Source organism: Actinoplanes sp. NPDC049598, assembly GCF_040675435.1.
Lineage (GTDB): Bacteria > Actinomycetota > Actinomycetes > Mycobacteriales > Micromonosporaceae > Actinoplanes.
In genome coordinates this window covers 1-18,364 of record NZ_JBFAOX010000053.1, presented here as the reverse complement: position 1 = coordinate 18,364, position 18,364 = coordinate 1, and the positions used below count along the sequence as shown (strand labels likewise).

At 71.4% G+C, this 18,364-nt stretch carries 18 protein-coding genes and 1 pseudogene; 10 read left to right on the top strand and 9 right to left on the bottom strand.

Annotated features, from left to right (window positions below; genetic code table 11):
* Window positions 1–219 (top strand): annotated as a pseudogene (locus AB0J66_RS49245) (ATP-dependent Clp protease ATP-binding subunit ClpC); the annotation flags it as partial.
* A gap of 72 nt (window positions 220–291) precedes the next feature.
* On the opposite strand, the gene AB0J66_RS49240 reads toward AB0J66_RS49245, so the two are convergent.
* Window positions 292–1,323, bottom strand: coding sequence for a glycoside hydrolase family 43 protein (locus AB0J66_RS49240; RefSeq protein ID WP_364676344.1), 1,032 nt, complete (start codon window positions 1,321–1,323; stop codon window positions 292–294).
* The gene (locus AB0J66_RS49235; protein WP_364676341.1) at window positions 1,320–3,755 is read right to left on the bottom strand and encodes an alpha-L-arabinofuranosidase C-terminal domain-containing protein; all 2,436 of its coding nucleotides are present in this window, start codon (window positions 3,753–3,755) and stop codon (window positions 1,320–1,322) included. The genes AB0J66_RS49240 and AB0J66_RS49235 overlap by 4 nt, the downstream gene beginning before the upstream one ends.
* A 112-nt stretch (window positions 3,756–3,867) precedes the next feature.
* On the opposite strand from AB0J66_RS49235, the gene AB0J66_RS49230 reads away from it, so the two are divergent.
* The gene (locus AB0J66_RS49230; RefSeq protein WP_364676339.1) at window positions 3,868–4,818 is read left to right on the top strand and encodes an arabinan endo-1,5-alpha-L-arabinosidase; all 951 of its coding nucleotides are present in this window, start codon (window positions 3,868–3,870) and stop codon (window positions 4,816–4,818) included.
* A gap of 52 nt (window positions 4,819–4,870) precedes the next feature.
* Here the strand turns inward: AB0J66_RS49230 and AB0J66_RS49225 are convergent, their stop codons facing one another.
* The 3 genes from AB0J66_RS49225 to AB0J66_RS49215 are packed head-to-tail and all read right to left on the bottom strand — an operon-like array spanning window position 4,871 to window position 6,826.
* A complete protein-coding gene (locus AB0J66_RS49225; RefSeq protein WP_364676336.1) occupies window positions 4,871–5,395 on the bottom strand; it encodes a hypothetical protein in 525 nt (174 codons plus the stop codon).
* A gap of 16 nt (window positions 5,396–5,411) precedes the next feature.
* Entirely contained in the window at window positions 5,412–5,876 is a 465-nt protein-coding gene (locus AB0J66_RS49220; RefSeq protein WP_364676333.1) for a hypothetical protein, read from the bottom strand.
* A gap of 53 nt (window positions 5,877–5,929) precedes the next feature.
* Entirely contained in the window at window positions 5,930–6,826 is an 897-nt protein-coding gene (locus AB0J66_RS49215; RefSeq protein ID WP_364676331.1) for an A/G-specific adenine glycosylase, read from the bottom strand.
* Between the two features lie 21 nt (window positions 6,827–6,847).
* Between AB0J66_RS49215 and AB0J66_RS49210 the strand changes: the two genes are divergently transcribed.
* From AB0J66_RS49210 to AB0J66_RS49195, 4 genes are all read left to right on the top strand, one after another.
* Window positions 6,848–7,348, top strand: coding sequence for an ACT domain-containing protein (locus AB0J66_RS49210; protein ID WP_364676330.1), 501 nt, complete (start codon window positions 6,848–6,850; stop codon window positions 7,346–7,348).
* Window positions 7,345–7,872, top strand: a complete 528-nt coding sequence (locus AB0J66_RS49205) for a peptide deformylase (RefSeq protein WP_364676328.1) — start codon at window positions 7,345–7,347, stop codon at window positions 7,870–7,872. Before AB0J66_RS49210 ends, AB0J66_RS49205 begins: the two co-directional genes overlap by 4 nt.
* 82 nt (window positions 7,873–7,954) lie before the next feature.
* The gene (locus AB0J66_RS49200) at window positions 7,955–8,737 is read left to right on the top strand and encodes an adhesin (protein ID WP_364676326.1); all 783 of its coding nucleotides are present in this window, start codon (window positions 7,955–7,957) and stop codon (window positions 8,735–8,737) included.
* Entirely contained in the window at window positions 8,738–9,253 is a 516-nt protein-coding gene (locus AB0J66_RS49195; RefSeq protein WP_364676323.1) for a 2'-5' RNA ligase family protein, read from the top strand.
* A 1,190-nt stretch (window positions 9,254–10,443) separates the two neighbouring features.
* Here AB0J66_RS49195 and disA read toward each other — a convergent pair.
* From disA to AB0J66_RS49175, 4 genes are all read right to left on the bottom strand, one after another.
* Window positions 10,444–11,634 carry a DNA integrity scanning diadenylate cyclase DisA gene (gene disA / locus AB0J66_RS49190; RefSeq protein ID WP_364676322.1) on the bottom strand — a complete coding sequence of 397 codons (1,191 nt, stop codon included), beginning with the start codon at window positions 11,632–11,634 and terminating at the stop codon, window positions 10,444–10,446.
* Between the two features lie 51 nt (window positions 11,635–11,685).
* A complete protein-coding gene (gene radA, locus AB0J66_RS49185) occupies window positions 11,686–13,116 on the bottom strand; it encodes a DNA repair protein RadA (RefSeq protein ID WP_364676320.1) in 1,431 nt (476 codons plus the stop codon).
* A gap of 29 nt (window positions 13,117–13,145) precedes the next feature.
* On the bottom strand, window positions 13,146–13,886 hold the full coding sequence (locus AB0J66_RS49180; protein ID WP_364676317.1) for a hypothetical protein: 741 nt from the start codon (window positions 13,884–13,886) through the stop codon (window positions 13,146–13,148).
* Window positions 13,887–13,970: 84 nt separating this feature from the next.
* Window positions 13,971–14,798, bottom strand: a complete 828-nt coding sequence (locus AB0J66_RS49175; protein WP_364676314.1) for a UbiA family prenyltransferase — start codon at window positions 14,796–14,798, stop codon at window positions 13,971–13,973.
* 46 nt (window positions 14,799–14,844) lie between these two features.
* Here AB0J66_RS49175 and AB0J66_RS49170 point away from each other — a divergent pair, with 46 nt between their 5' ends.
* From AB0J66_RS49170 to AB0J66_RS49155, 4 genes are read left to right on the top strand one after another with little or no spacing between them, the layout of a single operon-like run.
* On the top strand, window positions 14,845–15,549 hold the full coding sequence (locus AB0J66_RS49170) for a methyltransferase domain-containing protein (RefSeq protein ID WP_364676347.1): 705 nt from the start codon (window positions 14,845–14,847) through the stop codon (window positions 15,547–15,549).
* Window positions 15,549–16,703 carry an acyl-CoA dehydrogenase family protein gene (locus AB0J66_RS49165; RefSeq protein WP_364676311.1) on the top strand — a complete coding sequence of 385 codons (1,155 nt, stop codon included), beginning with the start codon at window positions 15,549–15,551 and terminating at the stop codon, window positions 16,701–16,703. Before AB0J66_RS49170 ends, AB0J66_RS49165 begins: the two co-directional genes overlap by 1 nt.
* Before the next feature lie 38 nt (window positions 16,704–16,741).
* Entirely contained in the window at window positions 16,742–17,803 is a 1,062-nt protein-coding gene (locus AB0J66_RS49160) for a type III polyketide synthase (RefSeq protein ID WP_364676308.1), read from the top strand.
* Window positions 17,800–18,273 carry a DUF6023 family protein gene (locus tag AB0J66_RS49155; protein ID WP_364676305.1) on the top strand — a complete coding sequence of 158 codons (474 nt, stop codon included), beginning with the start codon at window positions 17,800–17,802 and terminating at the stop codon, window positions 18,271–18,273. Before AB0J66_RS49160 ends, AB0J66_RS49155 begins: the two co-directional genes overlap by 4 nt.
* The last annotated feature ends 91 nt before the right edge of the window (window positions 18,274–18,364 follow it).

Genomic DNA, 18,364 nt, shown 5'->3' with positions numbered 1-18,364 from the left:
CGGCCGCTGCGCCGCACGATCCAGCGGGACCTGGAGGACGCCCTGTCCGAGCAGATCCTGTTCAACGAGCTGCGCCCCGGCCAGATCGTCGTCGTGGACTGCGAGGGCGACCCGGAGAACATCGAGCAGTCCAAGCTCGTGTTCCACGGCGCCGACCGCGGCGTCGCGGTCCCGGACGCGGTGCCCGCCGACCTCGGCGCCACCGCCACCGAGGAGTAAAGCACCAGCTAGTTGCTCACACGAAGGCCCGGCTGCATTTCGCAGCCGGGCCTTCGTGGTGCCGGGGGAGGGTTACAGGGGGCCGCCTCCACCCGACGGAACACCGAACGAGGGGGTGCCGTCGGCGTTCCAGCTCAGGCGCTGGATCCGCGTGTGCCGGTTGGGGTCGTAGAGCGGATCTCCAGTGATGTCGCGGTAGTCGCGGGCGTGATAGACCAGCACGTCGGTCACCCCGTCCTCGGCCACCGTGAACGAGTTGTGACCCGGCCCGTACTGCGACGTTGCGGGGTTGCTGACGAAGACCGGGTCGGGCGTCTTCACCCACGACGCGCGGGCCAGCAGGTCGGCGTCGGCCGGGGCGGTCAGCAGCCCCATGCAGTAGCGGGCGTCGGTGGCGCTGGCCGAGAAGGTCAGGAAGACGCGGCCGTGGCGGATGAGAACCGCCGGGCCCTCATTGACCTTGTAGCCCTGGATCTCCCAGCTGCGGGTCGGCGTGGTGATCCGGGTCGGCTTGGTGGCGAGCGTCCACGGGTTGCTCATCCGGGCGATGTAGAGGCTCGTGTTGACCGCGATCTCCGGCTCGCTCTGCGCCCACACCACGTAGCGGCGGCCGCGGTGGGCGAAGGTGGTGGCGTCCAGCGTGAACCCGTCCCACTCGGTCCTGAGCTGGGTCTTGAGCTGCCAGCCGGCCGCGTCCAGCGGGTCGGCCCGCGCCGACTCCAGCACGTAGGTCCGGATGCGGAACACGTCGTCGGAGTCGCCCGCCGCAAAGTAGATGTACCAGCGGCCGTCGATGCGGTGCAGCTCCGGCGCCCAGATGTGCCCGGCCATCTTGCCGGTGGCCGGCCGCCGCCAGACCACCGTCTCCGCCGCGGTCGACAAGCCGGCCAGGGTGGCCGCGCCGCGGATGATGACGCGGTCGTACTCCGGCACCGACCCGGTGAAGTAGTACTTCCCGTCGGTCCGCGGCGTGATGAACGGGTCGGCCCGCTGGGTGATCAACGGTGCCGTCGGCGCGGCCGCGGAAGCCGGTGAGGCCCCGCCGATCGCTCCGAGCGCGGCGACCCCGAGCGAGCCTCGGAGCAGATTTCTCCGCGACGTCATGACATCCTCCGGAGGCGTAGGAAGGTGATCGAGTTGGCCGGGAACTCGCGGGTGAACGTCGAGCCCAGCCCGCGGACGGTGGTGGTGACCGGCCGGATCGGCTCGGCGCTGCGGGTGTTCTGCTCGCCCGGGTCACCGGCCAGCACCGTCGCCCGCCCGGTCGGCGTGACCCGGATGCCGTCGAGATCGACCTTGGTCAGGGCCGGTTTGTCCTGCGCGTTGACGACCTTGACGATCAACTCCCGGGAAGCGATGTCTTCCGTGATCACCTGGGCGAACGGCTCGGTGACCTTGTTGTCGTCGAAGCTGCCCCACACCTCGCCGTCCCGCAGCAGGGTCACCTTCGTACCCCGTACCTGGATGGTCAGGTTGTAGGTCTGGCCCGTGACCACCGTGTCGGGACGGGTCAGCAGCTGCTCCTTGGCGTCGGCGCTGCCGGACGCCTTCTCGATCGCGCCCTGGGTGTTGTTCCAGCCGCCCAGATTCCACCAGTACCAGGTGTCCGAGTTCTTGATCCCGAACGGGATGAGGAAGCCCTCGGCGCCGGCGGTCTTGGTCGCCTTGAGCGTGATGTCGTAGTCGGTGGCCGTGATGTCGGTGGCCGCCGCGATCATCGTGTTCGTGGCCCCGGTGTCCGACTGCACGTAGGCGCCGTCCTGCACCGCCCACGTGCCGCGGTTGCTCAATGAGGTCCAGCCGTCCGCGTTGCCGTCGGCGAAGTCGTCGCTGAACAGCACCGTGCCGTCGGTCCCGGTGACCTTGACGTCGTCGTAGCGGGCCGCCGTGGCCCAAGTGGACAGTCCGACCCGCCCGGTGACCGGCTTGGGCTGGACGACCGCGCCGGACAGAGTCGAGGGCACGACCCGGTCGCCGACGTTGTTCATGAACAGCTGCTGGGTCTGGTAGCTCGTGGTGCCCCACGACTCGTCGGCGTCGAACCAGATCAGGTCCGGGCGCCACTGCACGTGGTCGATGTTGGCCAGCAGCGGCGCGTAGGAGGCCATCCTGACCACATCGGCGTTGCGCTCGAGCCCGGTCATGTAGGCGGCCTCGGCCAGCGAGTTGGCGAACTTCGCGTCCTGCGACGCGTACTCGCCGAGAAAGACCTTGGGGCCACTGCGGTCGTACGCGTCGTAGCGCGCATTGTTCTGCAGGAACCAGGACGGGCTGTTGTAGTAGTGCTCGTCCACCATGTCGGATCTGGTATCCCGGTTGAGCTGCCACAACCGGTCGAACGTGGCGCCCTGGTCGTCCGGTCCCGAGTTCCCGATCACCGTGATCCGCGGGTACTTCGCCTTGATCGCGTCCCGGAACTTCAGGTAGTTGGCGAAGTACGCGTCCGGCAGGTTCTCCTCGTTGCCGACGGCGATCATGCTCAGCCCGAACGGCTTCGGGTGGCCCATCCGGGCCCGCAGTTTGCCCCAGGTCGAGGTGACCGGTCCGTTGGCGAACTCGATCAGGTCCAAAGTGTCCTGGATGTGGCGCTGGAGCAGCGCCGGGTCGTCGGTTGCCCGGTTCTGCCCGCAGCCGGTGACCAGCGCCGGCACGACGGGCAGCGGAGCCGCCCCGATGTCCTCGGCGAATTGGAAGTACTCGTAGTAGCCGAGGCCGTAGCTCTGGTTGTAGCCCCAGAAGTTGGCGTTGGTGGCGCGGGTCTCGACCGGGCCGACGGTGTCCTTCCACTGGTACGACCGGGCGCGCGGATAACCGGCGGCGGCGTCGTATCCGTACATGCTCCCGGTGTTGACCAGGCAGCCGCCGGGGAAGCGGACGAAGCCGGGGTCGAGCGCGGCGATCTTCGACGCGAGGTCCGTACGGAGGCCGTGGCCCTTGAACGTCTTGCGCGGGAAGAGCGAGACCATGTCGAGCTTGACTGCGTCTTTGCTCTCCACCTTCAGCGCGGCGGCGTCGGTCGTCTCTGTTGCCCTCAGCGTCCCGCTGTACTTGGCCCACCCGCCACTTCGGACATTTACGATAAGCCGTGCAGTCCCCAGCGTGACGGTGAGCCTTGATGCGGCATCGGCGTGAGCCCAGATCGAGAAGTCGTATAAATCGCCCTTCTTGGTGGCGAACGTCGAGCTGGTCACGCTGCCGGTCAAATCGAGGTATGTCCGGTTGCGCTCGTTGAGGCGAGCGGCGTCGTCGGTGGTGACGGCGGAGCCGGTGACGGTCCAGCCGGTCAGCCCGTTGTACGACGAATTGTCGGCGGGGGAGAACTCGAACGAGCGGTTCCTGATCAGCTCGGCATAGAGCCCGCCGTCGGCGGCCCAGTTGATGTCCTCGAAGAAGACCCCGTACATCGAGTCGCTGATCGCGGCGCCCCGGGCCGAGGCGTCGACGGTGATCGTGTAGTCGGGTGAGGCGGCCGGTGGGGATCCCCCGAGCGGCAGTGCCACCAGTGCGACGACCGCACCGGCAAGCAGGCGTGGCATAGACGGTCCTCTCTGTTCGCGTCAACAGCACAGCAACCGAAAACCTTGACGAGCATCTATGTGAACGTTCACCCTAGCGGTAACACAACCGAAATGTCAGGAGCCCTCGAGCATGAGATTCAAGAGCCTGATCGCGGTGGCGGCCGTGGCCGCGGTCCTCGTCGCGGCCGAGCCGGCGCTCGCCTATCCCGGCCCCGGCGTCGTCACCGGCAGCATCAACGTGCACGACCCCGGCATGATCAAAAAGCCCGACGGCACCTACCTGATAGCTCACACCGGCAACAACATCTCGCTCAAGACGTCGACCGACCGCACCGCGTTCCGCGACGCCGGCGTGGCCTTCCCCAACGGCGCGTCCTGGACCACCTCGTACACCGGCGGCAGCGCCAACCTGTGGGCGCCCGACCTGTCGTACCGCAACGGGCAGTACTACATGTACTACTCGGCCTCGACCTTCGGCTCCAACCGCTCGGCGATCTTCCTGGCCACCAGCAGCACCGGCGCCGCCGGCTCCTGGACCAACCAGGGCCTGGTCATCGAGTCACGCACCAGCGACAACTTCAACGCGATCGACCCCAACCTGTACGTCGACTCGTCCGGCCGCTGGTGGCTGTCGTTCGGCTCGTTCTGGAGCGGCATCAAGCAGGTGCAGCTCAACGCCTCCACCGGCAAGCGGCTCGACAGCACCATCCGCTCCCTGGCCGGCCGCGGCGGCGGGGCCATCGAGGCCCCGTTCCTGTTCCGGCACGGCTCGTACTACTACCTGTTCGTCTCGTTCGACCTGTGCTGCCGCGGCGCGGCCAGCACCTACCGCATCGTGGCCGGCCGCTCGACCAGCCCGACGGGCCCCTTCACCGACCGCAACGGCACCGCCATGACCAGCGGCGGCGGCACCGAGATCCTGGCCGGTCAGGGCAGCATCCACGGCCCCGGCGGTCAGTCCGTCTTCACCGACACCGACGCGGATGTCCTGGCCTACCACTACTACGCCGACAACGGCGCCGCCCGTCTGGGAATCAACCTGCTGGCCTATGACTCCGCCGGCTGGCCCTACGTCTACTGATCAGCGCCCCGGCGGTTCTCAGACGCTCGGCTGGGGATCCACCAGCCGAGCGTCACCAATGGCCGGCCAGGAAGACCACCCGGTCCTGGTCGATCTCGTATGCGAGCGTTGGCGGGTAGTTTCCGTCGCCCTCGGCGAACAGTGCTACTCGTTTGCCCAGCGCCCGCCCGATCCGGCGCAGGACTCCACAGAACTCGTCCAGACGCTTCTGCCCTTGAAGGTCGAACAGGCTCACGTCGCCGACGATCTCATCAGGGCCCCATGGCCTGAAAATCATCTCCAGGTCCGGCGCAGGCCAGACATGCAGGTATTTCAGCCAGCCCTCCGGGTCGGGCACGAACAGGTCGGCCGCTGAGGCCGGAACCTCGATGCGGTGATCGCGATGTTCGCACTCGGCTCGCCAGTTCGCGGTGCGGATCACCGTGAGGAGCGCCTGCCAGTCGTCGAGCGTCGTGTCAGCGACGACCAGATCGGGAAGGCTCCCGTTCCGGCTCGGGTCGAACCAGTCTTCGACGTCGTCCCACCGCAGATCGCCCACGTCACCATCGTGTCGCCCACCGTGGTTGAGCTTGTTCACCTGTACCGACCTAGATTCACCAGCGGTGCTGGTCGGGTGACGGATCGGTGGTCGCCCAGTCGGAGTTGGGCCGGACCACGAGCAGAGCCATCAGGATGTGCCAGGCCACAGCGAACCGCAGCGCGTCAGCGTCGCCGGAGGACAGGACCCAGGCGAGGAGCCCGGCCGGCAGCACGAACACTGCGAGGGCCGAAAGCCGGAACCAATACCACCGCAGCCCGGTCAGGACACGCAGGAACATCAACGCGGCGGCCGCCGGGAGCAGGACAGCGACGTGCAGGGGCAGCGCCCAGCCGATGCTCACGGCCACCGTCCCGGCGATGTTCGCACCCCGGTCGCCGTCGACTGCGGCGAGGACCGCGATCATGCCCGCGTCGAGCAACACATAAAGCATCAGATGCAGCGCCAGCCAAACGCCGGGCGACGACTCCGCGATCAGGCGGCGGGGCGGGCACCGGCGGACAGCGGCCAGGGACGTCATCGCTTCACCGTAGGCGTCCGCCCGCACTCACGCCGCCCATTAATCGCTCCGCTTCAAAGGATCTGCGGCGCCGGCGAAGGCGCGTCCCCGGCCAGCACGAACGAACCCGTGCCGAAGGGCTCGACCAGGCCGTCGTCGACCAGCCCGGCGAGGGCCCGGGCCCGCTGCACGTCGTCGGTCCAGACCACGTCGAGGCGCTGCTGGGGGACCGGGCCGGTCGCGTGCCGGAGAACCTCCAGGAGCAGGCCGCGCACCTGTCGATCCGTACCGGCGTAGGTCTGTCGCTTTCGGCTCGGCCCCTCGAGGGCGGGCGAGCCGTCGAGCCGCCAGGCGCAGACGGCCTCGAACGGGCACGCCGGGCAGCGCGGCGAGCGGGCCGTGCAGACGATCGCCCCGATCTCCATGAACGCGATGCTGGCCCGCGCGGCCTTCGCGACGTCGTCCGGAAGCAGCTCCTCCATCGCCACCAGGTCGGCCGCGGTCGTGGCCGGGCCCGCGTCCGGCTTGCCCTCGACCGCGCGCGACACGACCCGGCGCACGTTCGTGTCGACGACCGGGTGACGCTGGCCGTACGCGAAGGTGGCGACCGCCCGCCCGGTGTAGGTGCCGACGCCGGGCAGCGCCAGCAGCTGATCGAGATCGGACGGCACGTCGCCGCCGTGCCGCTCGACCATCGCTACCGCGCAGGCGTGCAGCCGCATGGCCCGGCGGGGATAGCCGAGCCGGCCCCACATGCGGATGGCCTCCGACGGCGGGTCGGCGGCGAGCGCGGCCGGGGTCGGCCAGCGGGTCATCCAGGCCCGCCAGGCCGGCTCCACCCGCACCACCGGGGTCTGCTGCAGCATCACCTCACTGACCAGCACACCCCACGGGGTGGTGTCCGGCTGCCGCCAGGGCAGATCACGGGCGTTGGCGTCGTACCAGGCGATGGCGTCTTCGGCGAGAGTCATGGCAGGACCTACTGTAGGTGAGTGCATGAGCTGGCCATCACCGTGATCGGGCCGGACCGTCCCGGCATCGTCGCCGACGTCTCCGAGGCGCTGGCCGCGGTCGGCGCCAACCTGACCGACTCGACCATGACCCGCCTGCGCGGCCACTTCACCATGACGCTGATCTGCACCGGTCCGGCCGCGTCGGAGGCCGAGGCCGCGCTCGGCGCGCTGTCCGGGGTGGTCACCCAGGTGCGTCCGGTCTCGCCCGAGGGGTACGCGTCCAGCGGCGAGCCGTACGTGGTGAGCGTCCACGGCGCCGACCGTCTCGGCATCGTCGCGGCCGTGACCCGGGTGGTGGCCGGGGCCGGCGGCAACATCACCGACCTGACGACCCGCCTGGCCGGCCCCCTCTACGTGCTGGTGGCCGAGCTCGACCTGCCCGCCGCGGCCGCCGAGGAGCTGGCCGAGCAGTTGGCCGTGGCCGCCGCCGAGCTGGGCGTCGACGTGTCGCTGCGCCGGGCCGAGCCGGAGATCCTGTGATCGCTTGGGAGGGCCCGCCCGGTCGCGTCCGGCCGGTCGTCACCGCCCCGGCCCCGGTGCTGAGCGCGGTCGGTGACGAGGTCGACCCGCTCGACCCGGCCACCGTACGGCTGGCGGCCGACCTCATCGCCACGATGCGGGTGTCGCCCGGCTGTGTCGGGCTGGCCGCGCCCCAGATCGGCGTCGGCGCGCAGATCTTCTGCGTCGACGTGACCGGTCATCCGAAGGCGTCCACCGTGCACGGCGCGTTCGTCCTCTGCAACGCCAAGATCGTGGAGGCCACCCGCTGGAAGGCGGGCCGCGAGGGTTGCATGTCGGTGCCCGATCTGACCGGCGACGTGAAGCGGGCCGGACGGGTCGTGGTGTCGGCGGTCCTACCCGGCCGCGGCGAGCCGGTGACCGTCACGACCGACGCCTTCGAGGCGCGGGCGCTGCAACACGAGATCGACCACTGCGCGGGAAAGCTTTTTCTCGATAGAGTCGCCGGAGCGCACGCGATCTACCAGCGGAAGGTCTATCTATAACGACGCAGTAGTGAGCCGGTGTCGCATACCCCGGCGCGTCGTGGCCTTTCTCCTTGCCGTCCGGGTTTACGGTGACCCCACTATGCGATCGACGGTTGGTCCCCTTCCCTCCGCCGTGTACTGGCGGCGTCGTGCGGTCGTGCTGGGCGCTGTCCTGCTCGGCATCATCGTGCTGTTCGTTTCCTGCTCCGGCAACGACGACAAGGACAACCCCAAGGGCAGCCCGTCGTCGCAACTGCCGACCCCCGCGCCGGCGACCTCGCCCACCACCGAGCCGTCGTTCCTCGACGGTGTGCCCGGTGGCGGCGGCCCGGCGGTGCCCCCGGCGTCCGACGGGACCGACTCGCAACAGCCGGGCCAGCAGCAGCCCCCCGCGGCGACGGCCACCGGCCCGACCCTGCCCGCGAACACGGCGAACCCGGCGGCCACCAACGGCGGCCAGAACGCCAACGTCAACGCCCCCGGCGACGCGTACTGCACCGACGCCGAGATGCAAGTGACCCCGATCCCGGCCCAGACGCAGCTCAAGCGCGGCAGCGCCGTCGAGATCCAGATCAAGATCAAGAACAACAGCGCCCGTACGTGCTCCCGCGACGTCGGCCCCGACCCGCAGGAGCTGTACATCGACTCCGGCGCCCAGAAATACTGGTCGTCCGACACGTGCAGCACGGCCAAGGGCGGCGACGTCCGCCAGCTGGCCCCAGGCCAGGAGCTCACCTACAAGGTCACCTGGAACGGCCGCCAGTCGAGCACCTGCAACGGCCCCGCCGCCGCCGGCCCGAACCCGCCACCCGGCCAGTTCGAACTCCGCGGCCGCCTCGGCACCCTGGTCAGCCAGCCGGTGACGCTCACCATCGTGTCCTAAGTGGTCGCCGCCCTCGAGCTCTACCTGGACGTCGAGGCCACCCGCCGGATCCGGACGCTGTGGCACGCCCTCGAAGCCGAGGGCGTGCCCACCCTGGCCTCCCTGCTGAACGACAGGCACCGCCCCCACGTCTCCCTGGCCGCCGCCCGCACCCTGCCGCCGGCCAAGGTCGTGGAGGCCCTGTCCGACATGACCGTGGCCCGCCCGCTCACCCTGCACCTGAATTTCGTAGGCCAGTTCGTCGGCCGCGTCCTGTGGCTGGGCGTGACCCCCACCGCCGACCTCCTGACCCACCACCGCGAGGTCCACACCCGCCTGACCACCGCCGGCGTCGAGACGTGGGACCTCTACCACCCCGGCCAGTGGATCCCCCACTGCACGGTCTCCATGCGCGTCCCCAACCCCGTCATGGCCCCCGCCATCCGTCGCTGCCTGGAAATCCTCCCCCTGACCGCCACGGTCACCGGCGCCTCGGTAACCGACCACGCCAACGACATAGCCGAACCCCTGCCCTGACCCAGCCCAGCCCTCGCGCGATCCCACGCAGCGCAGTCGCCATGCCGCGATCCCACGCACCGCAGTCGCCGTGCCGCGATTCAGCCCAGCGCCGTCGCGATGCTCGCGATTCCGCCCGGCGCCGCGGTCAGCCGCGATCGGTGCAGCGCCGTCGTGGTGCCGCGATCCACGCACCCGCAGTCGCCGTGCCGCGATTCCACGCACCGCAGTCGCCGTGCCGCGATTCCGCCCAGCGCCGTCGCGATGCTCGCGATTCCGCCCGGCGCCGCGGTCGGGCCGCGATCGGTGCAGCGCCGTGGTGCCGCGATTCCACGCAGCGCCGTCGCCGTGCCCGCGATTCCGTGCTGCGGCGGTCGCCGTGCTGGGATTTTGGGCGCTGTGGTGCGGCTGTCAGTCGGGACCACGCCGAGTGGTTGCAGTGCCGGAGTAATCCTCCGCGCCAAGCCGGCGGTGGGCGCTCGCCGCGGCTTAAGCGCACGCCCGCTAAAAGTGAAATGTCGGACATGGAGAGGTACTGCCCGCGCAAGGCGGTGACATGCAGGAGGTCGGACGGGAAGCCCGGGGCGGGCCGGGCGGCCAGGCGGGGAGGCGGGCCGGGCGGGCGGAAGGGTGGGCCAGCGGAGAGGCGGCCCGGGCGGAGATGCGGCCTGAGCAGAGAGGCGCGGCGCCACGGAGGGGTGGGCCAGGTGGAGAGGCTGGCCGGGTGGAGAGGCGCGGAGCGGAGGGGCGGGCCGGGTGGAGAGGCGGGCCGGGTGGAGAGGCGCGGCGCGGAGGGGCTGGCCGGGTGGAGAGGCGCGGCGCGGAGGAGCGGGCCGGGTGGAGAGGCGCGGAGCGGAGGGGCGGGCCGGGCGGAGGGGTGAGCCGGGCGGAGGGGTGGGCCAACGGAGAGGCGCGGCGGCGCGGGGGCGGCCGGGTGGAGCGGCGGGCCGGGCGGGCCTGGCGGAGAGGCGCGGCGGCGCGGGTGGTGCGGTTGAACGAAGTTCCCGCGCTGAGGGGAGGGCCGGGCCGTGGCGCTGGGCTGGGGTGGCGCCGGCGGGCAGAGCGTGGCGTTGTGAGGTGGGGCCGTCGGATCACGGGTACGGCGCGGTCAGGAGCCGATCGGCGCCGGTGAGGTGGAGCTGATGGGCGCCACATGAGGTGGAGCCGATGCGCGCCGTGGTGGGGTGAGCTAGCGGCGCGGGGTGGCTGGGTCAGACGTAGCGTTCGAGGATTGAGGCCTCGGCCAGGCGGGAGAGGCCCTCGCGGACGCCGCGGGCTCGGGCGTCGCCGACGCCGTCGACGGCCTGTAGGTCTTCGACGGTGGCGCCGAGGAGTCGCTGCAGGCTGCCGAAGTGGTCGACCAGGCGGTCGACGATCTGGGTGGGTAGACGGGGGACCTTGGCCAGCAGGCGGAAGCCGCGGGGGGAGACGGCCGCGTCGAGGGCGTCCGAGGCGCCGGGGTAGCCGATGGCCTTGGCCACCGCGACCAGGTCGATCATCTCGGTGGCGGTGAGCAGGTCGAGCTCGACGAGGGCTTCGTCGAGGGTGCGGGCTTTGCGGCCGCTGGGCAGGTAGTCGCGGATGACCAGGGTGCGGTCGGAGTCGACGCCGGCCATCAGCTCGTCGAGTTGGAGGGCGAGCAGGCGGCCGTCGGTGCCGAGCTCGACCACGTAACCGGAGATCTCGTCGGCGATGCGGCGGACCATCTCGAGGCGCTGCACCACGGCCACGGCGTCACGGACAGTGACCAGGTCTTCGATCTCCAGGGCGGACAGGGTGCCGGACACCTCGTCGAGGCGCAGCTTGTAGCGCTCGAGGGTGGCCAGGGCCTGGTTGGCCCGGGAGAGGATGGCGGCCGAGTCGTCGAGGACGTGGCGCTGGCCGTTCACATAGAGCCCGATGATGCGCATCGACTGGCTCACCGAGATGACCGGGAAGCCGGACTGCTTGGCCACCCGCTCGGCCGTACGGTGCCTCGTGCCGGACTCCTCGGACGGGATCGACGGGTCGGGCATCAAGTGAACAGCCGCCCGGACGATGCGGGTGCCGTCGCTGGAGAGCACGACCGCGCCGTCCATCTTGCACAGCTCGCGCAGGCGGGTGGCCGAGAACTCGACGTCGAGCGGGAAGCCGCCGGTGCAGATGGTCTCGACGACGGCGTCGTAGCCGAGGACGATGAGCGCGCCTGTGCGGCCGCGCAGGATGCGCTCGAGGCCGTCGCGCAGCGCGGTGCCCGGGGCCATGAGCGCCAGATTGGCGCGGAGCGGGTCGGCGGTCACGCCGCCACCGGTGAGCCCGGTGGTGGGGGGAGTGGTCGCCGACCGATGGGCCGACCCATTGACGCCGGGCCGCGGCGTCGGAGAGGCGGCGGCGGGCTTGGAACCATCGCGGTCGAGCGGCACCTGTACATTCTACGGACCCTCTTCCAGGTCAACGAGGCGTGGTTCGATGAATCACCGACGGTCACCGCCGTGGCCGGCCGAGGCGCGGGCCGCGGACTGCAGCGCGGAGCGCAGATCGGCCACCTCGATGACCTCCATGCCCTTGAGCGAGCCGCTGGTCTCGGGGGCGCAGCCGGGTGGCACGAGCGCCACCTTGAAGCCGAGCCGGGACGCCTCGGCCAGCCGCCGGCCGACCGCCCCGACCCGCCGGATCTCGCCGGTCAGGCCGACCTCGCCGATCGCCACCAGGTGGGGCGCCATGGCCAGGTCGAGACCGCCGGAGGCGACGGCGAGGGCCATCGCGAGGTCGGCCGACGGCTCGGTGAGCCGGATGCCGCCGACGGTGGCCGCGAAGACCTCACGGTTGTAGAGCTTGAGCTGTTTGGTGCGGCGCTCGAGCACGGCCAGCACCATGGCCAGCCGGGCGCTGTCGAGGCCGGACACCGTACGCCGGGGTGAGCCCTGGACCTCGGCCCCGATCAGCGCCTGGACCTCGGTGACCAGGGCGCGCCGGCCCTCCATGGCCACGGTGACGCAGGTGCCGGGGACGGGCTCGGCGTAGCGGGTGAGGAACAGGCCGGACGGGTCGGGCAGGCTGGCGATGCCGCCCTCGTGCATCTCGAAGCAGCCCACCTCGTCGGCCGCGCCGAACCGGTTCTTGACGCCGCGGACCAGGCGCAGCGACGAATGCTTGTCGCCCTCGAAGTGGAGCACCACATCGACCAGGTGCTCGAGCACGCGCGGGCCGGCGACCTGACCGTCCTTGGTGACGTGGCCGACCAGGACGGTGGCGATGCCCCGCTCCTTGGCCACGCCGACCAGGGCGGCGGTGACCGCGCGGACCTGGGTGACACCGCCGGGGACGCCCTCGGTGCCGGGGGCGGAGATGGTCTGCACGGAGTCGAGCACGAGCAGGCCGGGCTTGACCGCGTCGAGATGACCCATCACCGCGGAGAGATCACTCTCGGAGGCCAGATAGAGCTTCTCGTGCAGGGCGCCGAGCCGCTCGGCCCGCAGGCGCACCTGACTCACCGACTCCTCACCGCTGACCACCAGGGACGCCGAGCCGGAATGGGCGGCCCACTGCTGGGCCACGTCGAGCAGCAGTGTGGACTTGCCCACACCAGGCTCGCCGGCCAGCAGCACGACCGCGCCGGGCACCAGGCCGCCGCCGAGCACCCGGTCGAGCTCGCCCACGTTGGTCGGCACGGCCTTGGCCGGGGCGGCGCTGATCTGGGCGATGGGCCGGGCCGGCTCGGCCGGCATGCGGGAGCTGACCACCCGGCCGGCGCCGAGCGGGGTGGTCACGGTGGACTCGATCACTGAGCCCCACTCGCCGCACTCAGGACACCGGCCGAGCCATTTCGGCGGCTGGTGCCCGCAGGCGTCGCAGACGAAGGCCGGCCGGGCCGCCTTGGTGGAGGAGCGAGTGGAAGAAGTCACCCCGACAAGCTATCTGCCGGGTATGACATTTACTCCTCGGTGTTCTCGTGCTCGTCGACCGCCGGGCCCCGCGAGGCCGGCGAGAGCGGCACCTGGAACGGCGCCTGCACCTGCAGCGGCTGCGAGTTGCCGCTGACCTCGAAGGTCAGGGCCAGCGAGGTGCCGGGGCGCAGCTTGTCGCTCAGGCCCAGGGCGAGCATCTTCTGCTCGTCCTCGGGGAGGAAGGTGGCGCTGCTCAGCGCGGGAATGGTGATCTGGGCCGGCTCGACCTGCTGCGGGGCCGGCTCGCTGGGCGCGCTCGGCACGGTGCCGGAGGCGGGCGACGGGGCGCTGGCGTCGGCCGAGGGCACGCCGCCGGGCTGCTCGTCCTGCGACTGCCGGCTGCCCGAGGGCTCCGGCTCGGGCGCGGGCGAGGCCGCCCCGGCGCCGCCGGTCAGGCCGACCTGCTGGGCCGACACGACGTTGTTGCTCGTGCCCTGCGGCGCGGCGCTGCTGATCGAGACCTGGATCGACGACGTGGTCGTGTTGTACAGGCTCAGCTCGAGCTGCGCGGTGCCGCCGGCCTCGTAACCCTCAGGGCTGTTGTAGACCACCTGGAGGTTGCGGATCTCGAGACGCCCGTCCGGGCTCTGCGTGTTGACGCCCGAGATGGGCGTCTTCAGAAGGGCGGTCTCGGCGACCTGGCCGGCCGAGCAGGCCGACAGCGCCATCACAGCGACCGTGGCGAGACCCGCGGCCAGTGCGACGCGGCGGGTTCCCAGCGAGCGCATCACGATCCTCCAAGAAAAGAACACCAAAGGGCGTAAGCCCCAGCCTAGAGGTCGGCGATCGGCCACGTGCGCCGACCCGTCCATTCACACCACCCGGCCGCTGAAGATGAGCAGCAGGACGTCGATCAGGGCGACCACGATGACGGCCCGGAACATGGCCACCGCCCGTCCCGAGGCGCGCGTCATCGCGTACCACCCCAGCGGAAGGACCACCACCGAAGCGCACGCCGCCGCCCAGCCCGCCCACGACGGAGGCCCGGGGGGCCCGAAGACCAGCGCGAGGGTCGCGGCCAGCAGGAGCACCGCGGCCGTGATGGACGATCCGGTGGCGCCTAGCACATGGGGCAGGCCGCGGACGCCGGTTTCGGCATCGTCGGCCAGATCGGGCAGCACGTTCGCGAAGTGTGCGCCCCCGCCGAGCAGCGCGCCCGCCGCGACCAGCCAGGCCGGTGGGGCCGGATGGCCGGGCAGGGCGACCACCACGAACGCCGGGAGCAGCCCGAAGGCCACCAGATAGGGCACCACGGAGAACACCGTGGACTTCAGCGGCCAGTCGTAGAGCAGCGCGAACACACCGACCAGCGAGATGAGGACGGTCGGGGCCAGGCCGAAGGGCAGGCCCAGGAAGGGGATGGCCAGGGAGGCGATCAGGCCCGCGGCGCCGACCGTACGCCGGCTGACCGCGCCCGAGGCGACCGGCTTGTCCGTGCGGCCGGCCCGCTGGTCGCGATCGGCGTCGAGCCAGTCGTTGACCCAGCCGACGGAGAGCTGGGTGGCCCCCACCGCGAGGAAGACGCCGAGGATGGCCCAGCCGCGGTGACCGGCGCCGATCGCCAGCAAGGTCATCGCCACCGTGACCGCCCCGCCGGGTTCTGGATGGGACGACTTGATCAACGCTAGGGCGCGGGACATGAAAGCAGTGTGGTGGTTGTGCCGGATGCATGCCACGCTCGATCACATGCCGTCGATGCTGCGTAACGATCCGCGTCAGTACGACGACCTCGCCGCCGAGTGGTGGCGTCCCGGCGGCGGCTTCGAGCTGCTGCACTGGCTCGCGGCGGCCCGGGCCGCGCTGATCCCGCCGGCTCCGCGCAAGGGGGCGATCCTCCTCGACGCCGGCTGCGGTGGCGGCCTGCTCGCCCCGCATCTCGTCGGCAAGGGCTACCGGCACATCGGCGTCGACCTGCGCCGCTCCGGTCTCGAGCAGGCCGCCGCGCGGGGGATGACACCGGTGCTCGGCGACGTGCTGGCGCTGCCGCTGGCCACCGGCTCGGCCGACGTGGTGGCGGCCGGCGAGATCCTCGAGCACGTCACCGACCTGCCGGCCGCGGTGGCCGAGCTGGCCCGGGTGCTGCGGCCGGGCGGGCTGCTCGTGCTCGACACGGTCAACACCGGGGTGCTCAGCCGCTTCGTGACGGTCACGCTGGGCGAGTGGATCGGGGTCGCCCCGGTGGGGCTCCACGACCCCGCGCTCTTCGTCGATCCGCGCCGGCTCATCGCCGAGTTCGCCTCCCGGGGCGTACGCCTGCAGGTGCGGGGCATCAGGCCCAGCGCGGCCGGGTTGTTCCGCTGGCTGACGTCGGGCCGGTCCGGCGGCCGCATCGTCCCATCCCGATCGACCGCCGTGCTCTACCAGGGGCGCGGCCGCAAGGAGGACTCTTGATGATCGAGGACGCGAGGCGGCTGGCCCCTCGGTTCGCGGCGCGGGCGGCCGGGCACGACCGGGACGGCTCGTTCCCGTCCGGCGACTTCGCCGACCTGCGCGACGCCGGCTTCTTCGGCCTGATGGCGCCGGCCAAGCTGGGCGGGGCGGGCGCGAGCTTCGCCGACTACGCGGCGGTCGCCTACGAGCTGGCCCGCGGCAACGGCGCGACCGCCCTGGTCTTCAACATGCACGCGTCGGTCACCGGCGCCCTGGCCGGGGTCAGCGACGAGCTGGCCGAGGCGCTGGGCCTGCCCGACGAGGCCCTGCAGGCCCGCGACAGTCACCTGCGGGCGGCCGCCGAGGGCGCCTGGTACGCGGTGGCGATGAGCGAGCGCGGCGCCGGCTCCCGCCTCTCCAAGATCACCACGTCGTACGAGCGCGTGGACGGCGGCTACCGCATCCAGGGCGCCAAGACGTTCTGCTCGGGCGCCGGCCACGCCGACGCGTACCTCGTGGCCGCCCGCAGCGCCACCGACCCCGACCAGGTCTCGCAGTTCCTGGTGCCGGCCGGCGACGGCCTGCGGGTGGAGGAGACCTGGGACGCGCTCGGCATGCGCGCCACCGGTTCGCACGACCTCCACGTCGACGTCACCGTCCCGCCCGGCGCGCTGCTCGGCGGAGTGGAAGGCCTGGCCCTGGTCATCGCCCAGCTCGCCCCGCACTGGATGGTGGCCAGCTACGCCGCCGTCTACGTGGGCGTGGCCCGGGCCGCCGTGGACGCCGCCGTCGAGCACGTCAACCAGCGCAAGCTCGGCCACCTGCCGGCCGTCCGGGCCCGGATCGGCCGGGCCGACGCCGCGGTCGCGGCCGCCCACCTGGCCGTGATGGAGGCCGCCCGCCGGGTCGACGAGCAGCCCGGCGAGGCCGAGACCACCCGCTGGGTGTGGCGGGCCAAGCTCCTGGCCGGCACGACCGCGGCCGAGGTGGCGGCGTCGATGCTGGAGGCCGCCGGCACCTCGGCCATGCGCCGCGGCCACCCGCTCGAGCGCCTCTACCGCGACGCCCGGGCCGGCTCGCTGCAGCCCGCCACCAGCGACGTGTGCGCGGACTGGCTCGGCGTGGACGCGCTCGGCGGTGATCCCGACTCGGAGGGCTCCGCACCACGTTGGTAGCGGCGATCACGGGGTATGAGTGGCCTGGGGAGGCGTAAGTGAATAACGACGCGACCATCGCCGGGGTAGGAATTTCTCTGCCGCCGTCCGTGGTGCAGGACGAACTGTGGGACGGCTACTTCGCGCGGCACTACCCGGCCGAAAGGCAGGCGCTGGTCCAGCGGATCTTCGCGAACTCCGGGGTGCGAACCCGGCAGGCCGCGGTGAGCCCACTGCTCGAGGACGTGTCCGGCTGGTCTACCGAGCGGCGGATGCGCCGCTATCAAGTAGAGGCAGTACCGCTCGGCAAGGAGGCAGTCGGCCGGGCGCTGACCGACGCCGGGTTGGCCGCGGACGATCTCGGGCTCTTCGCGGTCTGCTCGTGCACCGGCTACGCGACGCCCGGGCTGGACATTCTGCTCGCCCGCGACCTGGGCATGTCGCCGAGCGTGCGGCGGCTCTTCGTCGGCCACATGGGCTGCTACGCGGCGCTGCCCGGGCTGGGCGCGGTGGCCGACTACGTGGTCGCCCAGGGCAAACCGGCGCTGCTGCTCTGCGCCGAGCTGACCAGCCTGCATCTCCAGCCGGCGGCGGCGCGGGTGGACATGCAGCAGATCGTCTCGCACGCCCTGTTCGCGGACGCGGCGGCCGCCGTCGTGGTCAAGCCAGGACCGGGCGGGTACGCCGTCAAAGAGGTGGCGGCGGTCACGGACACCACCACGGCCGACCACATGACCTGGGAAGTGACCGACCTCGGGTTCCGGATGGGGTTGTCCCCGCGCGTGCCGGCGGTGCTCAAGCTGCACGTCCGCGATCTGGTCGACGACCTCCTGGCCCGGCACGGGCTGACCGTGGCCGACGTCGACGGCTGGGCCGTCCACCCCGGCGGCCCTAAGATCCTCAACGTCGTGCAGGAGCAACTCGGGCTCGACGACGCGGCGCTCGAACCCTCCCGTGAGGTGCTGGCGACGTACGGCAACTGCTCCTCGCCGACCGTCCTGCTGGTGCTGGACGCCCTGCGTCGCCTTCCGTCGCCCCCGCGACGGATCGTGATGCTGGCTTTCGGGCCGGGGCTCACGCTCTATGGAACGCTGCTGGAGACCTCTACAGTCACAGCGTGACGACGGAGCGGGGGCGCGGGCTGGTGCTCTACTCGCTGGCGGCAGCGCTGCTGGCCGCCGGCGCCGCGTGGTGGTTCATTGCGGCGCCGGACGACACGCGGCCGCCCAGCCAGGCCGCCCAGTGGCGGGAAACCGCCGAACGCCTCCTGCCGGACCTCGGCAACCAGGAGGACGGCTCGTCGCTGACCCTCGATCCCGGCGCCGAGCAGGAGATCTCCACCGAGGTGGAGACCGGGCAGTACTCGGTGTCGATGGTCTGCGTGGGCGGGCCGGGCAGCACGGTGCGGGTGTCGCTCAACATCACCGACTTCGGCCCGGTCGGTGACTCGGGGCTCGGGATGAGCTGCGAGCAGGAGCGCTCGCCGGAGACCTTCCCGATCCGGCTGATCGACGCGCTCCGGATGACCGTCAGCGCGGGCGAGGACAGCTCCGTGGTCTTCCGTTACGCCCTCATCCGCGTCGGCTCCTAGCTGTGATGTCCGGGGACGTTGGTCGAGGGAGTGCGACCACTCGATCTGACGATCATCTTTGTGTTCTGTGAACGGATGAAGGCCTCCAACG